Source organism: Acetobacter aceti NBRC 14818 (assembly GCF_000193495.2).
Lineage (GTDB): Bacteria > Pseudomonadota > Alphaproteobacteria > Acetobacterales > Acetobacteraceae > Acetobacter > Acetobacter aceti.
Map to the genome: position 1 here is coordinate 2271892 of NZ_AP023410.1, position 26582 is coordinate 2298473.

Consider the following 26582-nt stretch of genomic DNA (forward strand, 5'->3'; position numbering starts at 1 on the left):
AGGGAAATGATGAATGAGCCATACGACCCTCGTGCGGTAGCGAACAAATTGTTAGACATCGCCGATATTCTTGGTGGCGACGCCATGCCGATAACACCTCTGGCCCTGCAAAAGCTGCTCTTCTTTGTCCATGCACGCTACCTTAAAGAAAGCGGTGGCAAGCCGGCAGTCAAAGGAACTTTCGAAGCGTGGCCATATGGTCCCGTTCACCCCGCAGTATACAAAGCATTCAGTGATTATGGGCGTAACCCCATTACAGGCCGCGCTCAAGGCACAAATATAGTCACCGGTGAATCAATTCCTCTTAGGATGCCAAATGATCCCACACTGCAGAAGATCATTGGTCAAGTACTTATTAGCTTCGGCAACTTACCCGCCAATACATTGGTCGGATTATCTCATCGAACTGGAGGGGCATGGGATACAATATGGAAAAAATTTCAACGAGGAGATGTGGTTACCAGACAAATACCAAATAGCGTGACTCTTTCATGTGAATGTTCTATGTTTGTTTTCGACTTTAACGATGAAAACAGCGAATCCACGTATGTCGAAACCCTCCCTCCCGAATATCGAGTTAGCAACTCTAGGCGCACTGGAAAGAGGGGAGAAGCGTGACAAAGCAATACGTAAGTTTTTAAGCGGGTGGCCTCCTTTTACATATGGACCACTTCGTAAATGGCTAAATGATATTCTATGCGCGAAAGGACAACTCCCACTCGAACTACTCTCACCTCCTTGGGCATTAATAGAAAATAAAATCATTAAAGCATGCGGTAAAAATGAAGAAGGAAAAATTTATAATTCAAAAAAAGGGAAATCCCTATACGAATTCAGAGAAAACAACGACATACAATTTCGCAGTCATCAAACCTTATCGTCTTTAATACTACCGAATGGTACACGCACAACATTCTGGAGCAATATAATTGCCGTTAGCAACGGACGTCCTTTATTGCCTTTTTTTGACTTACGTTCGTCAAGTGGTCTCAATTCAAATAAAGCCAAACAGATAGCAATGAGCATCCAGCAACGAGTGGCTATTGAACAGGATGCTGATCTTGATCAAAGTGGTACTACACCAGCTATTATACAAGTGTCTGGTTCATTAAAAGATGGCTTCACAACACAGTTAATTGAAAATAATTTCCATACTCTTCTTTCAATGAGTGAAATAGAGGAGATAGTTCTTGAAGTATGGGATGATATGATTCGCGTTCGTCAGGAAGATCAAGGTCTCGAAAGAAAAACAGGAACCGGGGGTTTATTCGACTAATTTAACTTCTTTATACGACCAAGACCGCACCAGATATTCAGACTTTAATCAAATCAGGATCAAAGGGGCCACGCCCCTTTGCGGGTCAAGGGCAGCGCCCTTGAATCCCCCCAAGCACACTAAACCTCACCCAGCCTTCTTCTTCCGCCCACGCGCAGGCTTCTTCGCCACTGACGACACAGCCTCCTCACCTTCCTGCATCAGAAGAGGCGCGAGGAAGCGCCCTGTGTGGCTGGCCTTGCACTGGACGATCTCTTCCGGCGTGCCTTCGGCCACGACTTCACCGCCGCCGCTACCGCCTTCGGGGCCGATGTCGATAATCCAGTCTGCGGTCTTGATGACTTCCAGATTGTGCTCGATGACCACAACCGTATTGCCCTGATCGACCAGCGCGTGGAGAACTTCCAGCAGCTTGCGGACGTCTTCCGTGTGCAAACCTGTGGTGGGCTCATCAAGAATATACATCGTGCGGCCTGTGGCACGCCGCGCCAGTTCCTTGGAGAGCTTCACACGCTGCGCCTCACCACCTGAGAGGGTAGTGGCCTGCTGACCAAGAGCGACGTAGCCGAGACCGACTTTCTGCAGAATGGCGAGGCGATCGCGGATACGGGTCTGCGCCTCGAAATAGGGCAATGCCTCGTCCACGCTCATCGCCAGCACATCGGCAATCGACTTGCCCTTGAACTTCACTTCCAATGTTTCACGATTATAGCGGGCACCTTTACAGGCATCGCAGGTCACGAACACATCGGGCAGGAAGTGCATCTCGATCTTGATGACGCCGTCGCCCTGACAGGCTTCGCAACGACCGCCTTTCACGTTGAAAGAGAAGCGACCCGGCTTGTAGCCACGCGCCTTGCTTTCCGGAAGTTCCGCAAACCAGTCACGGATTGGCGTAAACAGGTCGGTATAGGTCGCGGGGTTGGAGCGCGGCGTCCGACCGATGGGCGACTGGTTGATGTCGATGATCTTGTCGAGCAGTTCCAGCCCGTCCACCCGCTCGCACGGAGCGGGCGTCTGCGACGAGCCCATCAGACGCCGGGAGAGGGTCTTGTAGAGCGTGTCGATGACCAGCGTGGACTTGCCGCCACCCGACACACCTGTGACACAGGTGAAGGTGCCGAGCGGGAATTTGGCTGTCACGTCCTTGAGATTGTTTCCTGTGGCACCACGCACCGTCACAAATCGCTTCGGATCGATCGGACGACGTTCCTTCGGCACTTCGATGCGCTTGCGCCCAGACAGATACGCACCCGTCAGACTGTCCTTGCAGGCCGCGACTTCGGTTGGCGTGCCGCTGGCGATCACCATACCGCCCTTTACGCCCGCGCCCGGTCCCATGTCGATCAGCCAGTCCGCACTGCGAATGGCGTCCTCGTCATGTTCGACAACGATCAAGGTATTTCCAAGAGCTTTCAGACGTTGCAGCGTCGCCAGAAGCCGCTCGTTATCGCGCTGATGCAGCCCGATGGAAGGCTCATCCAGCACATACAGCACGCCCGTGAGACCAGACCCGATCTGACTGGCCAGACGGATACGCTGGCTTTCACCGCCCGACAGGGTCGCCGAGCCACGGGACAGCGTCAGATAATCCAGCCCGACATCCACAAGGAATTTCAGACGATCATTGATTTCCCGCAGAATACGACGAGCAATTTCCGCACGCTGTGGCGTCAGGGTTGGCAGGACGCTTTCAAACCAGTCATGCGCGTCACGGATCGACAGATCGGACGCCTGCGCGATATTGAATCCTGCAACCTTTACGGACAGCGCTTGAGGTTTCAGACGTGCGCCATTACAGACATGACACGGCTTGTCCGCCTGATAACGGGAAAGTTCCTCTTTCTGCCAGATACTGTCCGTATTCCGTAGGCGGCGCTGGAGACTGGCAACAGCACCCTCGAATGGCTTTGTCAGTGTGTGGGATTTTCCGCCGTCACGATAGACAAAGTGCACATCTTCATCTGTTCCATCGAGAATGACGGAACGGGCTTCCTCCGGCAGATCACACCACGGCGTGTCCATGCTGATATCAAGATGTTTCGCCAGACTCTGGAGTGTCTGCTCATAAAGCGGCGTCTTGTCGTTCCGCCAGGGCGCGACGGCACCCTGCGCCAAAGACAGGCGCTCATCCGGCACAATCAGGCGAGGATCGAAGAAGGTCTCGGTGCCGATACCATCACAGGCCGGGCAGGCTCCCTGCGGCGCGTTGAACGAGAACAGGCGCGGCTCAATCTCTTCCAGCGTAAAACCGCTGACAGGACAGGCAAACCGCGAGGAGAACACCGTGCGTTCCGCAGGCTCCTTGCTGTCCCGCGTCACTTCTTCCGCATAGACAAGGCCGTCCGACAGTGAGAGCGCCGTTTCAAAACTGTCGGCCAGACGGCTTTCAATGCCGGGTTTGACGACAATCCGGTCCACCACCGCCTCGACCGTGTGACGCAGCTTGCGGTTCAGATTGGGAACATCTTCAATATCGTAGAGTTCGCCATCGACTTTCACACGTGCAAAACCCTTGCGCTGAAGTTCGGCCAGTTCCTTGCGATACTCGCCTTTACGGTCACGAATGACCGGGGCCAGCAGCATCAGCCGCGTGCCCTCCGGCATGGTCATGACACGGTCGACCATCTGGCTGACCGTCTGCGCCTCGATCGGCAGACCGGTCGCGGGTGAATATGGCACACCCGCACGCGCCCAGAGCAGACGCATGTAGTCATGGATCTCGGTGACCGTTCCGACCGTCGAACGCGGGTTCTTGGAAGTCGTTTTCTGCTCGATGGAAATGGCCGGAGACAGCCCTTCGATCGAGTCCATGTCCGGCTTGCCCATCAGTTCCAGGAACTGCCGGGCATAGGCGGACAGGCTTTCGACGTAGCGACGCTGGCCTTCCGCATAGATCGTATCAAACGCCAGCGACGATTTGCCGGACCCGGACAGGCCGGTGATGACCGTCATCTGATCACGCGGAATATCCACATCGACGGACTTGAGGTTATGGGCGCGGGCACCCTTCACACGGATGGCGGGGCCTGAAACGGGTTTGGCTGTCATCGTCCGGTCGTATGTCCTTGTGTTCAGACTGAACAATATAGGACGCTTCTCACGGATTTACAGGGGATTGCGCCTCCAAAAAGAACATATCGGGATCATTCTGGCCTGATGGGTTTATCGCCCCATGCCACCCGTATTGCCGTATCCGACGTTTCCCGCTCCAATATTTCCAGCGCCTATGTTTCCGGAACCCACATTCCCCATGCCGGTATTGCCCCACCCGACACCGCCGGAACTGACACCATTGCCGCGTTCTTGTGGCTGAGTAGTCTGCCAGCCATTCTGGTATGTCGTGCCAGCGCCGTTTGTATAACCACTGCCATAGCCTCCGCCCATTCCCGGTGAAATGATGACCTGCGTCGGCGGGGGCGGATAACCTTCATAACTGTCGCCGGGCGATGCGGACTGACTGCCGGTAGAGTAGTCCCACTGACCGCTCTTTGCCGCCGGGCCATTGGAGTAATCCTGAGCCATGACAGGTGACGCCAGCACCATGAAGCCCATGATGAGGCCAGAAAACGTCCGCATTGCACCCGATCCTCTCTGCGAGCCTGAAACAACGCAGAGAAACCGATTATCCTTCACAGGAGGTTGATGCCGGGCATTTCCTTCGGTCACATCCGGGGGAGCAGTTACCGTCCGGACACATGGATTTATGGTGCTTAAATATGGCGGGACTGACTGTTCTTTATGAGACTCACTCTTCTCCGTTGCTTCCCCAGCATACGCGCTCCGCTTGGAAGCAGATTTCCACCACCTCTTGCTCTGCCCTGTCCGCCAGCATGGTTTCTTCGCTCGGGTAGCACATTGCGAAATCGTATTCGTCGAACCCCGTCTCAGCAATGGCGTATGGCGATCTCTTGAACCAAGACGGCCCAGTTGCAGTTCAAGCTGAATGGCTACGATCGTTCGGTAACCAACATTAGTACAGTGCTATCCAGAACGACGCTCGGAATGTCTGTCCGCAAGAAGGACAACATAGAGAGCGAGCTTCTACAACTCACCCGCAAGATTTTTATTTATTGAATAAAAAGGCGATTGGTGGATCTGATGGGGATCGAACCAGACTCTCAGGATGCTTCAGAATGCATCACGAATCGTTATAAAATACAGATGGTTATTAAGGAACCTTTCTCTGTACTTCTCACAGCGACTCTGTTAAATGCATGTTTTAAGAGGGACACGAAAAGGGACATGCAGGGTTATGAGTCGGCTCGCACCACACCGTCTGACAGCTCGCCAAGTCGCTACCCACAAGGAGGGTGATCTTGCAGACGGCGGAAACCTCTGGCTGGTCGTCCGGGGAGCCTCCCGCATCTGGACCTTCCGCTACAAGTCGCCGGTCACGGACAAGCGTCGGGAAATGAGTCTCGGGTCAGCTTATGATGTATCTCTGGCCGAAGCCCGGACGATTGCCGCCGAAAGCCGTCGTCTGGTCAACCAGCGGATAGACCCTCTCGAACAGCGGCGGAGCGACGATGCCGACCGCAAGCACGAAACCACCATCAGCTTGCGAGCAGTGGCACAGAGCTACATCGAGTCGCAGAAACCAGGCTGGCGTGATCCACGAGCAGCATCAGTCTGGACCAGTTCACTCGAACAGTACGTCTACCCAACATGCGGGGAGAAGCCGGTCAAACTGATCGATACGGCAGACATCGAAGCCGTGCTGAAACCAATCTGGACAGAGAAAACCGAGACCGCCACGCGGGTCCGTGGACGGGTCGAGCGGATCCTCGACTATGCCCGTGCTCAGGGCTGGCGGACCGGAGAGAACCCGGCCCGCTGGAAAGGTCATCTGTCAGCCATTCTCGCTCCACCGTCCAAGGTGATGAAGAGTGGTCATTTCGCTGCCGTCGATCGGAAAGACATTAGCCACGTTATGGCCGCTCTGGCTGAATCGCAGGGAGTGGCCGCCAAGGCCGTACGCTTCACCTGTCTGACCGCCGCCCGCTCTGGAGAAGTCCGTAACGCAACATGGTCAGAGATCGACCTGAACGCCCGTGTGTGGACGATCCCGGCGCATCGCATGAAGATGGGGAAAGAGCACCGCGTTCCGCTGTCTGACGGCGCTGTGGCCGTTCTGCAGGAAGTCATGCCTCTGCGCGATGAGCGGGCCGGTGATCTGGTGTTTCCCGGCCAAAAGAGAGGGAAGCCGCTGTCAGACGTGGCTCTGTCCAAGGCGCTTCATATTGCAGCGGGTACGAAGGACGTGACCGTGCATGGCCTGCGCTCCACCTTCCGCGACTGGGCAGCCGAAGGGACGGATTATCCAAGCGAAGTGGCTGAGATGGCGCTGGCGCACGCCATCAGCAACAAGGTGGAAGCCGCTTATCGACGCGGGGATCTGTTTGAGAAGCGCCGAGAGATGATGGCAGGCTGGAATGGATGGTGTCAGGATTTCAGATAATCAGGCCGGACATGCTCCAGCATCTGTTCCAATATCTGCGAAGCTTTTGATCGGAACAGCATGGCCGGGAAACTTCGCTACAATCTGAAGCTCACCTCCCATTGCTTCGATGTAACTGCGCAACGTGCTGATATACATGTCAGTCCGCTTTTCCATCTTGGCGACAGATGCCTGATTGACGCCGAGAAGCTCCGCAATCTGCTTCTGAGACATGACGTGCGCCCGGCGCAGTTCAGCCAAGTCCATCGCATCCGCCATGGCCTGCGCTTTCATTGCGGCGCGCTTACGCGATACAGGTGATAATGTGGCCCCGAGAGAGGCCAGTGTCTTACGACCGGTCATATCAGCTTCTCCCTTCTCAATTCATCAAGATGCGCGTCATAAAGATTATCCGCGACAGGGGTTAACCGGTCATAAAACCGTTCATCCCCCGTCTTGTCGCCGCCAATCAGAAGAATGGCGGCACGACGCGGGTCGAAGGCGTAGAAGACCCTGATCGGCTTGCCTCCGCTCTGTATCCGTAACTCGCGCATGTGATTATGACGCGACCCATTCACTCCTGATGACATTGGAAACCGGAGGCCGGGGCCTCTCTCTTCGAGCAAAAGGCCAGACGCATAAACGTCTTCTTTCTCACTGTCGGACAGAGTAGCAAACCAGCCGCCGAACTCATCAGTGTGTTCAACCAGCCACGTCATAGCTTCATCATATATATGCCTCTGAGTGCATATTCAAGCATCTTGATATCTCCGCCGCAAAAGGGCGGTGTCCTACTCGACCGGCTCCTGCCTCACTCCATTACCGCCGCCATTCTCCGCAATGAACTCGACGCTTGCGGTTTCTAGGGTGTGCGTGTCAATAATCCTAAAAATAATGCAGTATATTCAGAGTTTTTAGGAAGATGCAGATATATTAAACTCCAGAGACATCTTCTTTTTGTTTGTTTTTTAGTCTTTCGCTTTTCAGTCTCTGGTTAACAAGGGTATCTATTTTCTCATATATTTCGCGAAGATCATCAGAAAGATTTTTTCTATCTTCTGGGAGCCGGGCACGAACCCAACTATCTCCAATGAATAATATACCTTTATCTTCATAGGCTGTCTTTAATGCTTGAATCGTAGCGGAATTTGCCGGAGCACCTCCCTCAAGCCTCGTAACAGTCGCGGGTGATACATTCGCTAGTTTGGCAATATCCCGGACACCTAATCGAACTGCCGCACGAGCCATCCTTAATTGTGTCCCTGTTATCATATAATCACCTTGACGCATCGGTTAAACTGTGAAACCTAATGATAACCATGTTATCACTTGATGACGTGGGGCACAACTGACGGTTAAGCCTTCGAGTACCAGTCGAGGCCTAACCTAACCACAACCGAAGGATACTTTCGGCAATGGCTGAGAACGCCCATAGCACGCCTGCGTCAAAGCAGGCAGAGGAAACCTGCGCCAACATTCTGGCAGACCTCGTCGTTTCATTCCTTATCGCTCTGTCTATCTACGGATTGCAATCACCTGATCCCGTCACGACGGGCCACGCTTACGCCGTGGAGGCCGTGCGATGAACCCGCAGGAAACCGCCAAAGGCAATATTGTGCCTCTGGCTGCTGTAGCGCATGACGCCCCGTTGGTTCGTGAAGACCAGCTTCTTCTGGCGCGCATTAAACGGATCGTGGTGATGGGTAACGTGATCCTTCCCGAACAGCTCGCCTGTCTGTTTGGCTCTATTTACTCAGCCAGACCTGAGCATCCTCTGCTCAAGGTGGCGCAGGAAGAGGTATTCCGGCGCTTCCCAGAGCTGAAGGAGAAAGCTGATCGGATTTATGGTCGAGGCTGCTTCGATGAAGCGAGCGTTTCTCTTAACTGCGGGGAGGCATCGGCATGACCCTGACAACAGAGACCCCGATAACAGACGCAGCCCGCAAGGATCAGATCGTCACCGCGTCTCTTGAGATCGCGCACCTTGCCGCTCTTGCCCGATGGGCTGGGTTTGGCCTGACGCAAGCCAGTGATGCGGAGATGAAGAAAAGCACCGTGATGGAGGCCGGAACAATGTTCGCCTTCCTTGGTAGCGAGATCGAGCGCCGTTGCTCCGTGATTGACGAGGCACTGGGATGAAGAAGTCAGCAGTCCAAAAACGCGGGGCGATGAATGACGCGATGACGATGCGCGAGCATATCGGAATGATCGTTGATCTTGTGAAGATGATTCAGGCGCACCCATTGCAGGATCAGAGCCGTCACAGAGAGGCGACATTCTGGCTTCTGGATGAAATCGAAGCAGGCGCGGAGATCATGCGTCTTCAGGTGGAAGGGGCTTTTGCATGACCGCGAAACAGACACACCCGCAGGCGATGGATGCCCTGACGCCAGAGGAAAAAGAAACCGTCATGCAGATGCGTTCGCCGTCCTGTCTTCTGGATGATCTTCAGCAGATGGCGGACCTGTTCGTACAGATCACCCACCCCGACAGCGATGGCTTCCCGCCAGAGATCACCGAAGGCCGCGCCGTTCATTGGCTGGCATGCCGTCTTGCAGATCGGGCGCAATGGATGCGTGAAGCATTGGATAAGGAGAAGGTGGCATGACTCCTGCAGAACGCGCAGCCCGCCGATTGTCCGCACTGGACCGGACGCGGGACCGCCTCGCCAATGAAGCGAACCGAGACATATCGCAGCCAGCCCGCGCCCTTATCTGGAACCAGATCGACCGGGTGACGCGCTGTTTCAAAGCCGAGCGCCGGAGGTTGGTGAAAGCGCCAGCTCGCCGGATGCAGGATGTGCAGTGCAAGGCACGGATCGCGCTTGAGTGGCTGGACCCGAACGGCGGAGACGATGACGCCCTGATGGTCAGCCTATGCCGTGACGTGCTGGCGATGAAAGGTGGGAAGTGATGGGGATGAATCTGTTCCGGTTGACGAGAAAACGGGATCACAAAAATGGAGTTATCTAAATCCGATGAGATCACACAGGTCGCCGTTCTTGTTGAAGGATGGTTTTCAGAAAATGGAATCGTCGTGGACCCATCCTCTGGATGCGTGAGGTCTTTTTCGCATTATCTTCTGATAGCAAGAAGCAACGATGAGCCGAAAAATAAAATCTTTTGTGACATCGAAAGGTCACAGAAAGCGATCTCCGAAATTAGAAAATATTTTCCTATCTTTTTAGATAATGGAGAAAGGGCACTCGCGGCAGCTAGACAGAATCCATTACAAAAAAACATCGTGGATTATTTTCAAGAAATTCAAAAAGCTATGCAAGACGTCTTGGCAGCGATCGACGTCCTTGGGAAGCGCTCAAAACTGTTCTCACCCAATCAAAAGAAAAAAGCCAATCCTCGTGGATATTGGCATTCTTCTGCTTACATGATTTCAGAATTTGTAATTCCAATATTTAATTCATTCGGGAAAAGAAAAAAATATGGCTTCGGAAAGCCAACTTCTCCGGCCGTACAAATCGTTTCAAGTTCATTGTCCTTTATCTACAGCCTTGAAGGCAATGAAATTGAAAACGAAGCAATCGTGAAGGCTATTCGCGCTCAAAAAAGGAAAAACTTATCTGTCTAGTTTGGCAGACTTTTTACGTTTTCCAGGCCGCTAAGAGTAACCACAGACACCACGACGCGCACAGCGAAACGGAGAAGTTTCAAGATGAACATTCCACAGCCAGACAGTCAGGGACGCCGCTTCCTACGCATTGAAGACATCATGCACGAAACATGCCTGAGCCGCGCCACGGTCTATCGGAATACGATGCTGGAACGGGTGAAGGTTGGAAGCCGGACGCTGATCACGGTTGAAAGCTATGAGAAGTGGCTTGCAAGCCTTCGTTCCAATGCTGCCTGAAAACAGAAACGCCGCCTGCGATTAGACAGGACGGCGATCTGAAAACCAGCATCAAGAGGCAACCAACATCCTCCTGATAGCCAGTTTCAGGTCAGTCTGTCCATATAAAAATTGCAGTGCGTGCCATGGAGTACGCAAAATGAACCCTGAAAAACGGGAACGGTCGAACTTTGCCGAAATTCTGGCAGAGGTACCTTTGCTCAAAGCCTATCATCTTCGTCTGGAGCGGGAACGGAATGATCCTGAACCGGACGCAGGCGCGATTGAAGTCCTTGAGAGGGCTATCGCAGATGTCACGAAGTTTCTTCAGATCGGTGATCCGAATGATCTGAGTGACGACGTCTGGTGCGCCGGTCAGATACTGGCCGCCTCAGACATCCCCGGTGGCTGGCAGCGTTGGGACGAAAATGTGCAGGAGCGTGTCGAGCGCGAAAAGGCTGCGAAAAAAGCAGCGCGTGCGGCAAGGAGGGCTCGGGCATGAGCGTAAGCAACCTCTCACTGAAACTGCCAGTTCCCTATCTGCAATCAGGCAAGGATGCTCCTGAAGGTGTCGTCGATGACGCTGTGATCGACTGGAGCCTTGTGCTTCGTCTCTGGGTGCAACCCATGGTCGTCGATCAGAACGAACAGCCCGTCTATGCGCCCTGCGCGGTCTTTCTGGACGATACATGGGTGCGCGTAGGCCCTGTGGGGAGTTTGGGATGTGTCCGGATTGTTTGCCAGAGGATGGCCGCAATCCACGACAAAGGGGTTAGTGATGAAACGCTGCCCGCCATACCGGGGGCGCTCAATCCGAATGACATGATTGTGGATGTATCTCCGTCTGAACTCGGAGATTGCCTGCCGGGTGATCCGTGGTGGTGGGATGAGCGGCATAAGACCTTCAAGCTCAATCTGGCGGCGCTTGGCTTTGATCTCGCTCTTGGTCTGCTTGAAAGAGACCTGACCGAAGCCGGCAAGATCGAACTGCTCGACGTGACGCTGGAATATATCGAAACGCTTTTTCGGACCTGCGACACGATCCAGCCGCATCTGGTCAGAGGCTATCTCGAAAAGACCCGGAAAGCCGCTTTGGTCTGGATCCGTGAGACGTCTTTTCCGGCAGATGAAATGGAGACGCCCGAGGACGATGGCCGGATGCTGGTAGATGAGATCAGGCGGGATGGCGTAACAGCCAGGGAAGCCCTGATCCTTCTGCAGAAGCAGATCGAGGCGCTCTATCAAGACCCGTGCTGGCCGTATGGACGTTTGGTCAAAGGCCAGGAGGACAGGGCGCTCAGGGCTTACAACGCTGGCGCTGACCGCATCATCTATTTCACGCAGAAGGAGCTTTCGAAATGAGCGCTTCTCTGAAACCGCGTGATTACTGCGACGATATCGCTGAGAGGGCTATGAAGCTTGCTCGCGGTGGTCTGACGGTGTTCCCCTGCTGTGAGGACAAGCGCCCGACATGCAAGTGGGGTGACGTCGCCAGCAGTGATCCCGCCGCCGTGGCGATGCTCTGGCGCACCTATCCCGGCCCGCTGATCGGCGTCGTGACAGGGGCTGTCTCTGGCTTCGACGTTCTGGATCTGGACTGGGGCAAGGGTGGTGATGACTGGCACGACGAGCATTGCGCCCGTCTACCCCGAACCCGCGTGCATCAGACACGTTCTGGTGGGCTGCATCTCCTGTTTCGGCATCGTGAAGGTACTCGCAACAGCGCGGGCAAGATCGCTCGCGGCGTCGATGTGCGCGGGGATGGTGGATATATCATCTGGTGGCCTGCGACCGGGCTGGAGATCATGGATCGGTCCCGTGCAAGTGACTGGCCCGCGTGGTTGGCTGAGATGGCGCTTCCGCCACCGGCGTCCATCGCTGATCTGCGGAAGATCGAGAATGGGCTTCGTGACGCTGACCGGTATGTGCAGGGCGCAGTCAGGGCTGCCGTTGCCGCTGTAGCGGGCTGCCGGCAGGGTGGACGCAATCAGACACTGAACGCCGAGACCTACGCGCTGGGCCGGTTTATCGCTGGTGGTCATCTGACTGCCGGACAGATCGCGGAGGCTATGGCCGCTGCCGCCTTGCAGGCCGGGCTCACCAAGTCCGAGATTGAAGCGACCATCAGGTCCGCCCTGCGGGCAAGGATGGGCGGATGAGTGAGGCCGAGGACATCGGCAGCGCCGTTCAGGCGGGGCTGGCCAGAGCTGAGAAGCGGAAAGCGGGCAGCAACGAATACGTGCTTCTGACCGAGCATGGTGTGGCCGAAGCCTTCACCGACCGTTATCGTGATCAGCTTCGTTTCTGCCAGTCCCGAGGAAAGTGGTTTCTCTGGTCCGGGACACACTGGCAGGTCGATAGCCGACACAAGGCTTTCACTTATGCCCGTGAGTTGGTAGCAGAGGCCAATTCGGACAGTGACCTCAAGGCGAAGGCTGTAACCGGAAAAGCATCCTTTGCGGGTGGCGTGGAGCGGTTCGCCCGGTGTGATCCGGCGCATTCAGTCACGTCTGAAGACTGGGACACGGATCCTTTTCTGCTCGCCACACCTGCTGGAACCGTCGATCTGCATACAGGCATCCTGAAAGAATCCTGTCCGAAAGACATGATTTCAAAAGTGACGGCAGTTGGTCCCGACAAGCAGGGCTGTCCGATCTGGCTCGCCTTTTTGCGTGACGCCACGAACAGTGATGATGAGCTGATCGAGTTTCTTCAGCGTTGGTGCGGCTACTGTCTGACCGGCGATACGCGGGAGCATGCGCTGCTGTTTGGATATGGCCCGGGCGGCAACGGGAAATCGGTGTTCCCGAATACCATCTCCAAGATCCTTGGTGATTACGCCATGACCGCAGCCATGGACAGCTTCACCGTCAGCTATGGCGACAAGCACTCGACCGATCTCGCCATGCTTCGTGGAGCGCGACTGGTGACGGCTTCGGAGACCGAGGAAGGACGTGCCTGGGCGGAAGCGAGGATCAAGCAGATGACAGGTGGTGATCCGATAACAGCCCGCTTCATGCGCCAGGATAATTTTACCTTTGTGCCGCAGTTCAAGCTGACCATTGTTGGCAACCACAAGCCGGAGCTGAAGAACGTCGATGATGCCATGCGACGAAGGCTCAATATGGTGCCGTTCATTCACAAGCCAAAGAACCCGGATCGGGAGCTTGAGCTGAAGCTGGTCGATGAATGGTCTGCAATTCTTCAATGGATGATCGAGGGCTGTCTGAAGTGGCAGGAAAGCGGATTGCCGCGTCCGAAGGTCGTGCGTGAGGCGACAGATGAATACTTCGAGGCTCAGGACAGTTTCGGCCAATGGCTTGCTGAACGATGCATCCTTGATCCGGGTCTTGAGACGAAGCCCTCTCTACTGCTGAAGGATTTTCAGGACTGGTCACGGCAGAATGGTGAACTGGAGACCGATAACAAACGGCTCAGGGGACTTCTGGAGCGGACGGACGGGGTTCGTTACCTAACGAGACGCGGCTCCCGATGGGTGCGTGGTGTTGGAATGAAACCGCGTGAAGAAGACGCCCGGCGATGGGATCGAGAATAAGGGTGCAGGCTGGTGCAGGGTTCTATGTATAACTGCCCACACGCGCGCACATGAGCAATAACAGTTTTACCCAGCACCACTCTGCACCCTTATTTTTCGAAGAGTGGGATTTGAGATGGTGGAGATACCCTCAAACTCTCAGAAATCGACTAAACGCGTGCCCGCGCCTGCGCGACAAAAAGGTGCCTGAGATGGTCAGCAGGAAATCCTGCCGACGTGACAGGGATTGGCCTGTGGAAATTCCCACACGTCAAAGCGTTCCTCGCATCTGAGGAATGGGATACCGGAAAGCCGGTAGCTGTCCGTCGGCTTCCTCCATGCTGGAATTAACCCTCCAATGGCCAGCCGAATACTTGCCGGACATTCTCCCCAGATTGGGGAAAATAGAGGTTCGGTTTCTGGGTTATGCTCCGAACTAGACCGGAATATCAGCAGAAAACAGGGAAAGTGTAAGACGGAAAACAGTCTAACCCCTCTTTGTGTCCCTCTTTCTGTCACGCCAAACCACCAATCGAACCTTTGAAGCCCTTTTGCGATCAAATCGCACCTGAAATACAGTTTCGTGTATTATTGCAATAATTTGTGATATTTATCCGAATCGTCTCGACGTATCTCTACGTATCAGCACGTGTCTGTGTAGTAATTTGGTCATTGTTGAAGAATATATCTTTTCGTATTCTTTCATTGTATTCTGTTTTTCATGAATGCGCCCCCAGACACTTCTGCCATGCTGAATACGGAGACTGCAGCGCGCCGGATTGGCGTCAGTGCGATGACCCTTCGTCGAATGCTGAAGGAGGGCAAGGCTCCGCCGTCAATCGTACCGGGAAGGCGTAAGCGCCTCTGGCCTGAAGCGGCGCTGATCGAGTGGGTGCGTTCCCGAACAACAGAGGAGCGTAGCCAGTGAGCACGCTTGAACAACTGGCCACACAGGCCGGACTGAAAGACACAGCCCTCCTGAAATGCGCCCGCACGGACCTGCCGCCGGTGGGACAGATTGCGGATCTGAAACAGCGTTATCCCGCCGCATTTCTGGCCCCTTTCGATGCTCGGACCGCCACCAAGGCCGAATACGAAGCCCGCCTGAGAGAGATGGGATATCGGCGTCGGAGTCCGATGTAATGCAGGCTGCAACTGAGGAAAAGCCAATCAGCATTCTGGTCAGGGAGATGCTCGAGGCCCATTCCGCTGCCCGTAGTCGTAGCGGCGTGCCGTGGCAGAAGCTGGACGGGATGGTCATGCAGGCCCGTCAAGCGGCCAGACGATCCAACGACACCGGAGCCAATCTGAACAGTCCTGAAGATCGTCGTCAGAAGGAGCGCATCCGCCGCGAGGTGGAGCGTGTGACGCGGGAGTGCATCCGCTGGCGGGACATGCCGCATCAGGACATTGGCCGGGAAGCCGCGGCGGCTCTTGCACCCGCTTCGCAGCCTGCCGCCACACCGCAACAGACAGCCCAGCGTCTGCTCAACGACTTCTCCCAGCGCGGTATCCGCCTTGAGGTGGCGTCCAAAAGCCGCCTGAGTGTGCGCCCGGCCCATCTGCTGACCGACAACGACAAGGCCAACCTGAAGGCCCATCAGGAGGCTTTGGCAGCGGCATGGCTGGAGCAGAATCAGGTGTGGATCGTCGAGTGAAATCACCCGTCGAAAACGCCTCCGGAGCGTCGGACGAAATTACCGGCGAAATTGCCGTTTCAGCGACCGGCGCGACGAAAAGATCAGCCGCCAAAAGAGGGCGGCCGTGCAGCATCTGCACCCACCCTCTGGCAAGGGAGATCGACCGGGCGCTTATCAATCCGGATACTTCCTGTGCCTCGGTTGCGGAGGCGTTCCCCGGCGTCACGGCCCGCGCCCTTCAGAGACACTACACCGACCATCTGCTGCCCCGTCTCGAAAAGGCGACCGGACTGGCCTCTGAGGAGATCGAGCCGACCCTTGGCATTGTCGCCCAGCTTGAAGAACTGCGTGGTCGAGCCATGGCGCTCCTCGACCGGGCAGAGAAGGCGGGCAAGCTGAAGGATGCCATTGCCGCCATCCGTGAAGCCCGTGGCGTGCTGGACAGTCAGGCCCGCGTGACCGGCGAAGGCTCCCGTGCTGGTGTACAGATCAACATCGTCAATGCGCCCGGCTGGACGGTCGTGCAGGGGAGTATCCTCACGGCACTGATGCCTTTCCCCGATGCCCGTGCCGCCGTGGTGCAGGCGCTCGGACAGGTGATCGATGACTGATCTGGTGCAGGACATGGCCCGCGATATCCGGCACGGTCTCGACCCTGTGCTGTTCGCCCGTGAACGTCTGGGGTTTGATCCTGACCCATGGCAGGGCAGCGTTCTGAACTCGACCAGCAACCGGATCCTGCTCAACTGCACCCGGCAGTCGGGCAAAACCAGCACAACTGCCGTGCTGGGTCTTCATACGGGCATGTACCAGCCTAATTCCCTGATCCTGCTTTTCTCCAAGGCCCAGCGTCAGAGTTCAGAGCTGCTTGCCAAGATTTACGGCCACATCAACACGATGGAAGGACCGCCCCGGCTGGTGAAGGAAGCGGCGACTGAACTGAAGCTCGCCAATGGCTCCCGCATCGTCAGTCTGCCGGGTGACGGCGACAGCATCCGTGGTTATTCCGCCCCGAACCTGATCGTGGAAGATGAGGCCGCGTTCGTTCATGACAGCCTGTACGAAGCCTTCCTGCCGATGCTGGCGACCAGTAACGGGCGGCTGGTGCTGATGAGCACGCCCAACGGCAAGCGCGGCCATTTCTATCATACCTGGGCCGGTGGAGATCCGAAGTGGCAGCGGGAAAGCGTCACCGCCCTTCAGGTGCCACGAATCAGCGCTGACTACCTCGAAGACATGAAATCCGAATACGGGCCGCACAAGTTTGCTCAGGAGTTCATGTGCCGGTTTGTCGAGGCTGACGACCAGTTCTTTTCCGATGAGGCCATTGAGCGGGCGTTCTCCCGCGATGTGCCTCTGCTCGAACTCAATTTCTGAGGTCTCAATGACAGATATTTCCGACCAGATCGCGTCTGTTTCCGATGATCCCCCATTTCTGACCACGGCGGGCAATCTCATCAAACGCACAACATGGGCGCTGGTCAGGGATAGGGTGACAGTGAAGATGGTCAGGGCCAACGCCAGTAGCAGACCTCCTTTTCTGAGCATCACTGGCCTTGACGCGGTTCTTGTGGAGCCGGGCGAAAAGGTGCCTGAGACCGGATATGCAGTCGTCAATGTGACCGGGCATGAAGCGTTCACCCGTCCGGGTGTGCCGTGCGACCAGTGGGGCAACATGCACCCCAGCCATGGCACACATTTCTGATGGGTGTGATCTCGCCAGCTCACACAGTCGTCGAAGATCGACGCATCATCACCGAGGGTCATCTGGATGGGTATTCCATCGGACTCGATCTCGGAAAGTCACAGGATTTTACAGCAATTTGCGTGGCGGAAGTCTTTCTCTGTGAGCGTCAGCGCTGGCAGAAGCTGCAATTCGAACCGATGGCCCAGATCGTGCAGCGTCGGGTGACGTGGCGCTATCGCATCCGCAATGTGCATCGCTATCCACGCGGCACGTCCTATCCTGATATCGCCAGATCCGTACGCAGTGTCATGGGCCAGCTTCCGGCGGCTCCTGTTCCTCCCGCGCTTTTCGTGGATCGTACGGGTGTTGGCGCTCCGGTGGTCGATACCATGCGCGAAATGGGGCTGGCGCTTGTCGGTGTGTCGATCACTGGTGGCGCGAAGGTGAACAAACCCAACTGCTGGGAGGCGAATGTGCCGAAGTCGGTGCTGGCGTCCGCGCTGGACATTGCCTTTGCCGAGGACCGGCTCGAACTCACATCTCAGGCCACCGCGTCCGAAGCTCTGAAATCAGAGTTGCAGGGGTTCAGGGTGAAGAAGACCACGCACGGGAATGAGACGATGGAAGCGTGGCGTGAAGGTATTCACGATGATCTGGTGCTGGCCACGGCGCTGGCGGTCTGGGGCGGCGAGCAGCGCATTCGTCCCCGTCCGCCCGTTCAGTGGGATTTGGGCCGATGACCATTGCCACGATCGACCCCGGCAACAGCGGCGCAATCGCCATTCTGTCCGATGCGGGCGACCTGATTGAAATCTTCGACATGCCGACCGTGGCCGTCACAGTGGCGAAGAAGCAGCGCAACATCGTGTCTGCTCCGCTACTGGCGACAATGCTGAGGGCGCATGACCCGGCTGAGATATGGCTCGAGAAGGTATCGACCAGACCGGGCGAGGGTGCCGTCGGAGCGTTCGCGTTCGGTCGTGGTGTGGGTGTCATCGAGGGCGTGGCCGCTGCCCTTGGCAAGCCGCTTTCGACCGTGACGCCAGCCGTCTGGAAAAAGGCCACCGGATGTCCTGCCGACAAGGGCGGAGCGAGAGCCAGGGCAATGCAGCTTTTCCCGACAGCAGCCGACCAGTTCAAGCGCGTGAAAGACGATGGGCGAGCGGAGGCGGCGCTGATCGGAGCTTACGCATGTCGGGCTCGGAAATAGTCTCACAACGCCTCATAACAGCGCTGTGAATGTCAGTCCGCAAGAGGGACAACATGCAGGGCGAGGCTGTATCGCACCTCTATAAGCGTTTGATTTTACTGGATAATTGCAAGGCGGTTGGTGGAGCTGAGGGGGATCGAACCCCTGACCTCCTCATTGCGAACGAGGCGCTCTCCCATCTGAGCTACAGCCCCGCCTTTGCCTGAAACTAGATAGCCTGCCTCCGGGAACTGTCAAGCCATATCCTCGGGAGGAGACCGAACCGTATTGGCTCCATTGCGGGTCTCCTGTAGTCTACGCTGCCATGCGCAGAATGCGCCTGACGTTTTTGCAAGAGGATACAGCTTTCCGTGTATGATCTGTGGCGCCTGCTTCTGACGGTGGTAAAGCTCTATGAAGCGGTCATCATCATCTACTGTGTTTTCAGTATGCTGTATTCTTTCGGCGTGCTGGACCCGCGAAACCGGATTGTCGCGCAGATAGGACGGTTTCTCGGCTCTGTGGTGGAGCCGGTTCTGACCCCTCTGCGGAACATTCTTCCAAGCTTCGGGAATGTCGATCTCTCGCCGCTGGTCGTCCTGCTGGTGCTGCAATATCTCGTAGAGCCCTTCATGGCGCGCCAGATGATGAGCAGCCTGATGGGATAATCATCTCCATCCCGTCTGCATGATACAGAGGCCCCCGCCAGATCCTGTCCGGCGGGGGTTTCTGTATCAGCGCTCAGGAGAACAGGCCTTTACCGCCGATCACAGCTTTCGGTCAGCCTGTTAAAATACAATCCGGGAGAGCAGGTGACGACATTGCTGGGCACCTGCGTGGCAGCTGGCGCGGGAGCCTGCTGATATCCACCGTAATAGACGTTTCCGTAAGGCTGGGCGTAGCCTTGGGAATAATCACCGGGTGGCTGCGCATACCCTCCGGACTGCTGGTAATAGTCACCATAATATCCGGGTTCTGCTGTGGCTGCTCCGACGGACATTCCTAGCAGGGTTCCGAAAGCGAACGGTGCGCCCCAGCCCCAGCCCCAACCCCAGCCGCCGTAACCGCCCCAGTAGGGGTAGCCGCCCCAGCCGTAATAAGCGGGATATCCACCCCAGCCCCAGCCCCAACCGGGTCCACCCCAACCACCGCCCCAGCCTCCCCAGCCGCCACGCCAGCCACCGCCCCAGCCGGGACCACGTCCGCCAAAACCGCCACCACGGAAACCACCGGGACCACCGCGAAACCCTCCACCATGGAATCCGCCGCCCGGGCCGCCTCCGAAACCGCCGCCGTGAAATCCTCCACCACCGCCGAAGCCACCTCCACCTCCATGGAATCCGCCACCGCCGCCACCAAAACCTCCCCCACCACCGCCCGGATGAGCGAAGGCCGGCGAGAGAACCGAAACGGATACGGCAACAACAGCAGCCTTCTGCAGCAACTTGAAACGGTTGATGATCACGGCGCTTCTCCAGAAATTTCGATCAGATCTTTCAGCGTGACAGGGCACGGAATCAAAAGACGACATGGGGCCATCCGAGGAAGGCCATACGACCCATATGGGGATCAGCCCGAGGCTATGCCACAGGCCATATCATACGGATGACAACAGAATGTAAGCACAGGCGGCCACAGTTTTGTGACTGAATAACGACCTTGTCCGGGCAGCATGTGCTCTTTTGTAACACGTCCAGTCCATGACCACGCCGCATTTGCGGACAACGCCCTGAAGCACAGGGCGGGCAGTCAGTGCCCGACCGGAAGCATCGTCAATGGCCGGTAGCTGCCGGAAATGCCGTCGGGATCTCCCCGAAACTGTTGTTGCTGCGGTCAATGTCCGGAATAGCCTTGTCAGGATCAAGGATGGCGGTACGGACAAGCTGGGTGCCGGCAACCTGCACATTCAGTTGACTGCGCAGCATCCACGCCTCCGTGGGAATGCGGATACGGGCGGAACTGCCGTCCATCCATGTCACCTGCAGGACCACCGGCAACGGCAGACGTCCCTTGTTGATGACCGGGATGACAGCGCCGTTTTTCGGATCGTTTCCGGCGTAAGACACTGGCCCGACCGCATAATCCGCCGCCCAGTTATTGAAATACCAGCCACGCCAGAACCAGGAGAGGTCCTCACCCGTCTCGCTGTTCATGAAACGGAAGAAATCTGACGGCGTGGGATGATGAAAAGACCACTCCTTTATGTAGGCACGCAAAGCCCGGTCAAAGCGATCCGGTCCGAGGATCTGCTCCCTCAACAACGTCAGTCCGTAAGCCGATTTGAAATAGGTCAGATCATGCCGGTATGTCTCTGAAACCGTGTCCGAAGGCGCCATGAGAACAGGCGCATCCCTGTCCTTGAGCAGCGAGACGATGTCGATGGCGGGTTTACCGCTTTGCGCCGCGTATTCCGCATCCCGCTTCGGGGCAAATTCTCCGCCGTTGAAATGGGTGGATGCCAGCGTGTCGATAAAGGTATCGAACCCTTCATCCATGAAAGCGTGACGTCGTTCATTCGACCCGACCATCATGGGAAACCACTGGTGACCGAGTTCATGGGTCGTCATGGCGAACAGGTCAGGGTCCCGCTTTTTCGCGTCCTCAAAGGCGATGCCGGGATATTCCATGCTCGCGCCATGTCCTGCCGCATTGATGGCGTTCGGCCAAGGATAAGGGGACCATTGCGACGAGAAATACTCAATCGCATGTTTCACATAGGCCGTGGACCGGTCCCATCCATGCGCGCCAATGCCTTCAACCGGATAGAAGGACATGGCCAGACGGGGTGCGGGCTGTTTGTCCTTTTCGTTCCCTGTTGAGAGAGGCGGCAGATCCAGCTTGGCGGCATCCCACAGGAACGCGGCGGAGGCCATGAACGCCACGTCGCGGGTATTGGACATCCGGAAATGCCATGTTCTGGTCGCGGGCTCCGGTGCCTCTGCTTTTTTGTCCGGCTCACTGCCCTTCTTCGAGGATGATGCTTCAGTCTGGGGTTGGGGCTGCGGAAGTGGGGGCGCCTCAACCTCCGCCTGCGTACGGATCATGATCCGCTGTTCGCTTTTCGCCGCCTGCGCCAGACGGTCGCGCTGTTCCTGTGTCAGCACTTCGGAAGGGTTCACCAGCGCACCTGAACCCGCGACGACAAAACGCGACGGTACGGTGACGCTGTAATCGAAATCCCCGTATTCCAGATAAAATTCCTGACCGAGATAGGGCGCAGCGTCCCATCCGCGGATGTCATCATACACCGCCATACGGGGGTAGAACTGCGCTATCTCGTAGATATCGCCGTTCTTGCTGGAAGAAACGGCGGTGCGTCCACCCCACTCTCCCGGCACAGTATAATGCCAGACAATGCGGATCTTCCGCTTCTCTCCCTTCTGCATCGGGTCAGCCAGTTCAAGCTGCATGCGTGTATCGAAGATGGCCGGCACCAGAGGCGTACTGCGCCCCTCATCCTCGATGGACACACTCTCGATGGCGATGCCGTCGGTATGATGCTCATGCCGCTCGGGATTGGCAAAATCCGCTCGCGAACCTTCCCTATAGATGTTCTGGTCGAGTTGCACCCACAGCACGTCCAGCGGGTCAGGGCTGTTATTCGTGTAGGTGATGATCTCGCTGCCGGACAGGGTCCGGTTGGTCGGGTCGATCGTCACCTTGATGTCGTAGTCAGCCCGGTTCTGCCATGCCTGCGGTCCTCTCCGGCCGCTGCCGGAACGATAGCCGTTCGGCGCATCGGGATAGGCCAGAGGCGCGAAGATTCTGCCCGCCTCCTGCACCGGTGTCGCTCCCGTATCCGCCGCGTGAAGAGTCGTCAGGGGGCAAGGTAACGCGAAGGCCGTCAGCAGGAGTACAACGCGCAAACTCCGCCATTTCGGGCAGATCGCGCCGCGTTTCAGCACCACCCGCCCGGTCCGGGAAACGAAATGGGGGGATGACTGTTTCTTCAGCATACGCTGTCTCCTGACATCAGGCGGATTACCGTGCTAACCCTTCAGATAGCATCGTCAAGGTGAACACGGTATTGTCCGCAGTTGTCATCCTAACGTGAAAAGCACACCATGCAGGCCATGATCCGACGCCTTCTGCCGGCTCTGCTGAGCCTCCCGTTTGTCACTGTGGCGTTCGCCGCCTCTCCGGACAGTTCTGAACAGGCGGCTGTTTCCAGCCGTTTCGAGGCCCTTCGCACCAACCCGCAGGAGCTTCCCCTCTTCATGCGGGCCTTCCCGAAGGGCGCGGATCTGCACAACCATCTGGTCGGCGCAATTTATGCGGAGCGTCTGCTGGAGTGGGCGAAACAGGATCAGCTTTGCGTGAACCCGGACACAGGGGCGATCGGTCCGACGCGCTGCGCTTTCGGATTTCACACCTCAAAGGACGCGATCCCCGCCGCCCAGATCATGCAGGATCAGGCTCTCTATACGCAGACGATCGACGCTCTCTCGATGCGGAATTTTGTCCCGTCGCCGCAGGACCGGTCGGGTCATGACCACTTCTTTGCGACATTCGACAAGTTCCTGCCCGCCACAGCCGCTCATGACGCCGACATGCTGGTGGACGCGCTCTCCCAGGCGGCGCGGGATCATGTCACCTACGTGGAACTGATGGTGTCACCACAGCTGAACGCCGTGGCCCGGTTGGGCTCGTCTTACAGGATCAACCGTGAGAGCGACATCGCGCAGGCAGAAATCCGCGTCGTGCCCCATCTCAACCATCTGGTGAAACTGGCGCGGGAAGAGACGGACACCATGGAACGCAAGGCCCGTGCGACCATGAAGTGCGGAACCAGCGAGGCCGTCCCCGGTTGTCATGTTGCCGTCCGCTATCTGTATCAAACAATCAGAACGATGCCTCCGGGCATGGTGCTGGCCCAGATCGCTTTCGGCTACACGCTGGCCACTGCTGACAGCCGCTTTGTCGGCATCAATATTGTCGGACCAGAAGACAATCCGATCGCCATGCAGGATTACACGCTGCATATGCAGATGTTCCACACACTTTCGGAACGCTGGCCAAAAGTAAAACTCTCCCTGCATGCCGGTGAACTGTCTCCGGGTCTGGTTGCTCCGAGCGGGCTCGACAATCATATCCGGCAGGCTGTTGAAATTGCCGGAGCGTCGCGCATCGGACATGGCGTGGACATCATGCAGGAACATGATCCGTATGGTCTGCTCGCGGAAATGGCGCAGCGGAATATCCTCGTCGAGATCAATCTGAGCAGCAATGAACAGATCCTGAACGTCAAGGACAACGCCCATCCGTTCGTGACCTATCGCTCGCACGGAGTGCCTGTCGCGCTGTCCACGGATGACGAAGGCGTTTCACGCATTACCCTGACCGACGAATATCTCCGGGCCGCGAAAACCTATGCCCTGTCCTATACCGATCTGAAGGACCTGTCCCGTATGGGGCTGGAGCACGGATTTGTCGCAGGCAAAAGTCTGTGGGATTCCACAAAACCTTTTCATCGCGTGCCCGCCTGTGCGGATATCGACGCCAGAGAAGCAGAGCCGGAGGGCTTGTGTCGAGAACTGCTCGCACACAGTCAGAAAGCCCGACTGGAATGGGATCTCGAAAATCAGTTCAGCCAGTTTGAACATCAGGTTGTCACCGGACAACCGTTCCAGAACTGAACAGGCTTTTTCCTGAAAGACTTCATGATGCATCTCCTTGCCTCCCTTGCCTGTCTCCCGCTTGCCATGTGGAGTGTTCTGTCTCAGGCCCATGCCGCCAGTCTTGCGAAAATCCCTGTGCGGGTCGTGATTGTGACGACATTTGAACTCGGCAATGACACGGGGGACATGCCCGGAGAGTTCCAGCACTGGGTGGAGAAACTTCCGCTCAGTGAAGAACTGCCGGCGCGAGGCAGCTATCATGAAATCCTGCGCTATAACCCTGACCTGCACGTTCTGGGCATTGTGACGGGAGAGGGGCCATCGCACATGGCCTCGGCCATGACCGGGCTGGTGCTCGATCCGCGCTTCGATCTGCGAAAGGCCTATTTCCTGCTTGCCGGGATCGGCGGGATCAATCCGAATTTCGGGTCTGTCGGCTCGGCAGTCTGGGCGCCACGCGTCATCAATGGTGGCCTGGCCCACATGATCGACGCCCGTGAAATTCCTTCTGACTGGCCGGATGGTTTCGCGCCAGTGCAGGGCGCCAGTCCTACACTGCATCCGGTTCCCGCATTGCATTCCCAGTGGGGCGACATGGGCTATACGCTCAACCCCCGTCTGGTGAACTGGGCCTATACCCTGACGCACTCGGTTACCCTGCCGGATGCGCCCTCGCTTCAGGCCAGCCGAGCCCGTTACAAGGGCTATCCCGCTGCACAGAAACCGCCGCAGGTCATGGTGGGTGACACGCTTTCTTCCGAAACCTTCTGGGTTGGCGCGAAGATGAATGGCTGGGCGGAACGCTGGGTCAAATACTGGACCGATAATCAGGGGCAGTTCGCAACGACGGCGGAAGAGGATATCGGTCTGATGCAGGCGCTCTCCGCGCAGGCAAAAGCCGGACGGGTGGATATCAATCGCGTGCTGATCCTGCGCGCGGCGAGCAATTATGACATGCCACCGCCGGGTGAAAGCGCGGCAGCTCTTCTGAAAGAAGAAGCTGATGAAACCGGTTTTTCAGGGTTCATTCCCTCTCTGGATGCAGCGTGGCTGGTCGGCAGCACGGTTGTGCGCGAACTGGCGCTGCACTGGTCGAGTTATGAGAATGTCACGGCGGGTGGAGACTGAAGGACTACGTCGCCGCATTTCGCAATAGAAGCCGTTTTCAGAAAAACCGTTCCCTGAAAACTCCTGAATAATCATGGATTATTCAAGAACCCTTGGGTTAAGCCTTTTGTAAATCATAAAGAAGTTTTTGGTGAAGCTTTTTTCAAAAAGCTTCAAAAGATGCCAACTTTACTATGAAAAACCGCTATATTTAACAATCTCTCAAACGAAACCACTGAATGTTGAAAGAGCTATCTTTCTGGATAGCTCTTTCGATAACAACAATCAGGGTTTTGAGGGCGCTTTCAGATAACCAGCCGCAGGAGAACGCGCCTTGACTGCCGTGCTGGCAGCGTCCGTTGCGTCATCTGCTACACCACCGGGAAAGATGGCGTTCGGCTCTGAAGTTTCTGCAGAGGGAGCCTGAACAGACGCGGAGGCAGGAGCTGTTGCCGCCGCCGGAGCAGTCGGAGTGGCGGGGGTGGAAGACGCTGGAGCGGCGGACGTTGTCACCACACCACTGCCAGTATCGGCAGTAGATGACGAGGCTGCAGCAGAACCACCCAGAGATTCCGTCTGGATTGCTGCTGCAGTAGGCATGCCGCCCGCATCAACCAGCCAGTCCTTCAGCTTGTTCCTGATCTGGAACTCCAGCTCGACATTCATGTCCTGCATCATCTGACGCGTGATCTCGTAGAGATTGGCGCGACTGTCCGCATCTCCCTTGCTCAGATCAGGCTTCATACTGCGGGTGACATGGGCCTCCACCTCTCCCATCTGCTGACCGGTGGAAGACTGTATGTCGAGATGGGTGTCCATCTTCCCGTTCAGGGTCCCGCCCGGCTCGTGAACGATCGAGGCGCCATCAATCGTGAAGACGGCGGAACCGGACTGTCCGGCAGCCACTAGCCGCTGCTGGGCCATCTGGGTCAGGGCCTGATCTGGCGGAATGGGCGCGTTCGCCGACACATCTCCCGGCACTGAGCCCGGTGCAGCGTGATCGGCCACCTGCAAGGTGGCGACGTTCAGATGGATCTGGTTGAGATAGCCGTACTGATACGGGAGAAAGGCCGTCATCGCATCATCCGATGACGAACAGCCTGCGATCAGGGTTATCGCGGCCAGCGCGCTGAGCATCGTCGTCCGGCGCATGACCTGACGGCTGAAACGAGTCTTACCAGTGAGCCGTTTGCGGATATTGAGCATCCCGCCATTCTCCATTTTGAACTCCCGGCCAGACGATACCA

Annotated in this window: 34 protein-coding genes and 1 tRNA gene; 26 read left to right on the forward strand and 9 right to left on the reverse strand. The window is 56.6% G+C overall.

Annotation, left to right across the window (positions count from 1 at the left end):
- Nucleotides 1-6: 6 nt before the first annotated feature.
- Together socA and socB are read left to right on the forward strand one after the other, a co-directional pair.
- Nucleotides 7-618: a type VI toxin-antitoxin system SocA family antitoxin gene (gene socA / locus EMQ_RS10335; protein ID WP_232092247.1), complete on the forward strand. Its 612-nt coding sequence runs from the start codon at nt 7-9 to the stop codon at nt 616-618.
- A complete protein-coding gene (socB, locus tag EMQ_RS10340) occupies nt 548-1276 on the forward strand; it encodes a type VI toxin-antitoxin system SocB family DNA replication inhibitor toxin (protein WP_132012067.1) in 729 nt (242 codons plus the stop codon). Before socA ends, socB begins: the two co-directional genes overlap by 71 nt.
- 126 nt (nt 1277-1402) lie before the next feature.
- On the opposite strand, the gene uvrA is transcribed toward socB, so the two are convergent.
- Nucleotides 1403-4327, reverse strand: a complete 2925-nt coding sequence (gene uvrA, locus EMQ_RS10345; protein ID WP_010668690.1) for an excinuclease ABC subunit UvrA — start codon at nt 4325-4327, stop codon at nt 1403-1405.
- A 114-nt stretch (nt 4328-4441) separates the two neighbouring features.
- Nucleotides 4442-4855, reverse strand: a complete 414-nt coding sequence (locus tag EMQ_RS10350) for a pentapeptide repeat-containing protein (RefSeq protein WP_010668689.1) — start codon at nt 4853-4855, stop codon at nt 4442-4444.
- Nucleotides 4856-5531: 676 nt separating this feature from the next.
- On the opposite strand from EMQ_RS10350, the gene EMQ_RS10355 reads away from it, so the two are divergent.
- On the forward strand, nt 5532-6737 hold the full coding sequence (locus EMQ_RS10355; RefSeq protein WP_018308043.1) for a tyrosine-type recombinase/integrase: 1206 nt from the start codon (nt 5532-5534) through the stop codon (nt 6735-6737).
- Here the strand turns inward: EMQ_RS10355 and EMQ_RS10360 are convergent, their stop codons facing one another.
- From EMQ_RS10360 to EMQ_RS10370, 3 genes are all read right to left on the reverse strand, one after another.
- A complete protein-coding gene (locus EMQ_RS10360) occupies nt 6738-7079 on the reverse strand; it encodes an XRE family transcriptional regulator (protein ID WP_010665833.1) in 342 nt (113 codons plus the stop codon).
- Complete coding sequence (locus EMQ_RS10365) at nt 7076-7435, reverse strand: type II toxin-antitoxin system RelE/ParE family toxin (RefSeq protein ID WP_010665832.1); 360 nt, start codon at nt 7433-7435, stop codon at nt 7076-7078. The genes EMQ_RS10360 and EMQ_RS10365 overlap by 4 nt, the downstream gene beginning before the upstream one ends.
- Nucleotides 7436-7649: 214 nt before the next feature.
- Complete coding sequence (locus tag EMQ_RS10370) at nt 7650-7964, reverse strand: hypothetical protein (RefSeq protein WP_081470924.1); 315 nt, start codon at nt 7962-7964, stop codon at nt 7650-7652.
- Between the two features lie 167 nt (nt 7965-8131).
- On the opposite strand from EMQ_RS10370, the gene EMQ_RS10375 reads away from it, so the two are divergent.
- The 20 genes from EMQ_RS10375 (at nt 8132) to EMQ_RS10470 (ending at nt 18631) form a co-directional block, all read left to right on the forward strand.
- A complete protein-coding gene (locus EMQ_RS10375; RefSeq protein WP_018308042.1) occupies nt 8132-8302 on the forward strand; it encodes a hypothetical protein in 171 nt (56 codons plus the stop codon).
- Complete coding sequence (locus EMQ_RS10380; RefSeq protein ID WP_010668983.1) at nt 8299-8622, forward strand: hypothetical protein; 324 nt, start codon at nt 8299-8301, stop codon at nt 8620-8622. Before EMQ_RS10375 ends, EMQ_RS10380 begins: the two co-directional genes overlap by 4 nt.
- Nucleotides 8619-8855 (forward strand): hypothetical protein, encoded by a 237-nt coding sequence (locus EMQ_RS10385; RefSeq protein WP_010668982.1) that lies wholly within the window; start codon nt 8619-8621, stop codon nt 8853-8855. The genes EMQ_RS10380 and EMQ_RS10385 overlap by 4 nt, the downstream gene beginning before the upstream one ends.
- Nucleotides 8852-9064 carry a hypothetical protein gene (locus EMQ_RS10390; protein ID WP_010668981.1) on the forward strand — a complete coding sequence of 71 codons (213 nt, stop codon included), beginning with the start codon at nt 8852-8854 and terminating at the stop codon, nt 9062-9064. The genes EMQ_RS10385 and EMQ_RS10390 overlap by 4 nt, the downstream gene beginning before the upstream one ends.
- On the forward strand, nt 9061-9324 hold the full coding sequence (locus EMQ_RS10395) for a hypothetical protein (protein ID WP_010668980.1): 264 nt from the start codon (nt 9061-9063) through the stop codon (nt 9322-9324). Before EMQ_RS10390 ends, EMQ_RS10395 begins: the two co-directional genes overlap by 4 nt.
- The gene (locus tag EMQ_RS10400) at nt 9321-9629 is read left to right on the forward strand and encodes a hypothetical protein (protein ID WP_018308040.1); all 309 of its coding nucleotides are present in this window, start codon (nt 9321-9323) and stop codon (nt 9627-9629) included. The genes EMQ_RS10395 and EMQ_RS10400 overlap by 4 nt, the downstream gene beginning before the upstream one ends.
- 45 nt (nt 9630-9674) lie before the next feature.
- Nucleotides 9675-10301 carry a nucleotide exchange factor GrpE gene (locus EMQ_RS10405; protein WP_018308039.1) on the forward strand — a complete coding sequence of 209 codons (627 nt, stop codon included), beginning with the start codon at nt 9675-9677 and terminating at the stop codon, nt 10299-10301.
- An 84-nt stretch (nt 10302-10385) separates the two neighbouring features.
- Entirely contained in the window at nt 10386-10580 is a 195-nt protein-coding gene (locus EMQ_RS10410; protein ID WP_010668215.1) for a helix-turn-helix transcriptional regulator, read from the forward strand.
- 139 nt (nt 10581-10719) lie between these two features.
- Nucleotides 10720-11061: a hypothetical protein gene (locus EMQ_RS10415; protein WP_018308038.1), complete on the forward strand. Its 342-nt coding sequence runs from the start codon at nt 10720-10722 to the stop codon at nt 11059-11061.
- Nucleotides 11058-11921 (forward strand): hypothetical protein, encoded by an 864-nt coding sequence (locus tag EMQ_RS10420; protein ID WP_018308037.1) that lies wholly within the window; start codon nt 11058-11060, stop codon nt 11919-11921. The genes EMQ_RS10415 and EMQ_RS10420 overlap by 4 nt, the downstream gene beginning before the upstream one ends.
- Nucleotides 11918-12718: a bifunctional DNA primase/polymerase gene (locus EMQ_RS10425; protein ID WP_010668193.1), complete on the forward strand. Its 801-nt coding sequence runs from the start codon at nt 11918-11920 to the stop codon at nt 12716-12718. The genes EMQ_RS10420 and EMQ_RS10425 overlap by 4 nt, the downstream gene beginning before the upstream one ends.
- Nucleotides 12715-14115: a phage/plasmid primase, P4 family gene (locus EMQ_RS10430; protein WP_018308036.1), complete on the forward strand. Its 1401-nt coding sequence runs from the start codon at nt 12715-12717 to the stop codon at nt 14113-14115. The genes EMQ_RS10425 and EMQ_RS10430 overlap by 4 nt, the downstream gene beginning before the upstream one ends.
- Nucleotides 14116-14842: 727 nt before the next feature.
- The gene (locus EMQ_RS10435; protein WP_010668889.1) at nt 14843-15022 is read left to right on the forward strand and encodes a helix-turn-helix transcriptional regulator; all 180 of its coding nucleotides are present in this window, start codon (nt 14843-14845) and stop codon (nt 15020-15022) included.
- Nucleotides 15019-15237 carry a hypothetical protein gene (locus EMQ_RS10440; protein WP_010668888.1) on the forward strand — a complete coding sequence of 73 codons (219 nt, stop codon included), beginning with the start codon at nt 15019-15021 and terminating at the stop codon, nt 15235-15237. The genes EMQ_RS10435 and EMQ_RS10440 overlap by 4 nt, the downstream gene beginning before the upstream one ends.
- The gene (locus EMQ_RS10445; RefSeq protein WP_010668887.1) at nt 15237-15752 is read left to right on the forward strand and encodes a hypothetical protein; all 516 of its coding nucleotides are present in this window, start codon (nt 15237-15239) and stop codon (nt 15750-15752) included. The genes EMQ_RS10440 and EMQ_RS10445 overlap by 1 nt, the downstream gene beginning before the upstream one ends.
- Entirely contained in the window at nt 15716-16345 is a 630-nt protein-coding gene (locus EMQ_RS10450) for a hypothetical protein (RefSeq protein ID WP_231367906.1), read from the forward strand. The genes EMQ_RS10445 and EMQ_RS10450 overlap by 37 nt, the downstream gene beginning before the upstream one ends.
- Nucleotides 16338-17111 carry a terminase large subunit domain-containing protein gene (locus tag EMQ_RS10455; RefSeq protein ID WP_018307761.1) on the forward strand — a complete coding sequence of 258 codons (774 nt, stop codon included), beginning with the start codon at nt 16338-16340 and terminating at the stop codon, nt 17109-17111. The genes EMQ_RS10450 and EMQ_RS10455 overlap by 8 nt, the downstream gene beginning before the upstream one ends.
- 7 nt (nt 17112-17118) lie before the next feature.
- Nucleotides 17119-17439: a hypothetical protein gene (locus tag EMQ_RS10460; RefSeq protein ID WP_010669100.1), complete on the forward strand. Its 321-nt coding sequence runs from the start codon at nt 17119-17121 to the stop codon at nt 17437-17439.
- A complete protein-coding gene (locus tag EMQ_RS10465; RefSeq protein ID WP_010669099.1) occupies nt 17439-18161 on the forward strand; it encodes a hypothetical protein in 723 nt (240 codons plus the stop codon). Before EMQ_RS10460 ends, EMQ_RS10465 begins: the two co-directional genes overlap by 1 nt.
- Complete coding sequence (locus EMQ_RS10470) at nt 18158-18631, forward strand: RuvC family protein (RefSeq protein ID WP_010669098.1); 474 nt, start codon at nt 18158-18160, stop codon at nt 18629-18631. The genes EMQ_RS10465 and EMQ_RS10470 overlap by 4 nt, the downstream gene beginning before the upstream one ends.
- Before the next feature lie 118 nt (nt 18632-18749).
- On the opposite strand, the gene EMQ_RS10475 is transcribed toward EMQ_RS10470, so the two are convergent.
- Nucleotides 18750-18825: transfer RNA gene (locus EMQ_RS10475), tRNA-Ala, on the reverse strand.
- Between the two features lie 156 nt (nt 18826-18981).
- Between EMQ_RS10475 and EMQ_RS10480 the strand changes: the two genes are divergently transcribed.
- Nucleotides 18982-19278 (forward strand): YggT family protein, encoded by a 297-nt coding sequence (locus EMQ_RS10480; protein WP_010666113.1) that lies wholly within the window; start codon nt 18982-18984, stop codon nt 19276-19278.
- An 89-nt stretch (nt 19279-19367) separates the two neighbouring features.
- Here EMQ_RS10480 and EMQ_RS10485 read toward each other — a convergent pair whose 3' ends face one another.
- Both EMQ_RS10485 and EMQ_RS10490 read right to left on the reverse strand, forming a co-directional pair.
- Nucleotides 19368-20075: a hypothetical protein gene (locus EMQ_RS10485; RefSeq protein ID WP_010666114.1), complete on the reverse strand. Its 708-nt coding sequence runs from the start codon at nt 20073-20075 to the stop codon at nt 19368-19370.
- A 307-nt stretch (nt 20076-20382) separates the two neighbouring features.
- A complete protein-coding gene (locus tag EMQ_RS10490) occupies nt 20383-22566 on the reverse strand; it encodes a M1 family metallopeptidase (RefSeq protein WP_010666115.1) in 2184 nt (727 codons plus the stop codon).
- Between the two features lie 108 nt (nt 22567-22674).
- Here EMQ_RS10490 and EMQ_RS10495 point away from each other — a divergent pair, with 108 nt between their 5' ends.
- Complete coding sequence (locus EMQ_RS10495) at nt 22675-24246, forward strand: adenosine deaminase family protein (protein WP_010666116.1); 1572 nt, start codon at nt 22675-22677, stop codon at nt 24244-24246.
- A gap of 66 nt (nt 24247-24312) precedes the next feature.
- Nucleotides 24313-25356, forward strand: a complete 1044-nt coding sequence (locus EMQ_RS10500; RefSeq protein ID WP_231368048.1) for a purine nucleoside permease — start codon at nt 24313-24315, stop codon at nt 25354-25356.
- A 264-nt stretch (nt 25357-25620) separates the two neighbouring features.
- Here EMQ_RS10500 and EMQ_RS10505 read toward each other — a convergent pair whose 3' ends face one another.
- The gene (locus EMQ_RS10505; RefSeq protein ID WP_051078657.1) at nt 25621-26556 is read right to left on the reverse strand and encodes a hypothetical protein; all 936 of its coding nucleotides are present in this window, start codon (nt 26554-26556) and stop codon (nt 25621-25623) included.
- Nucleotides 26557-26582: the final 26 nt, after the last annotated feature.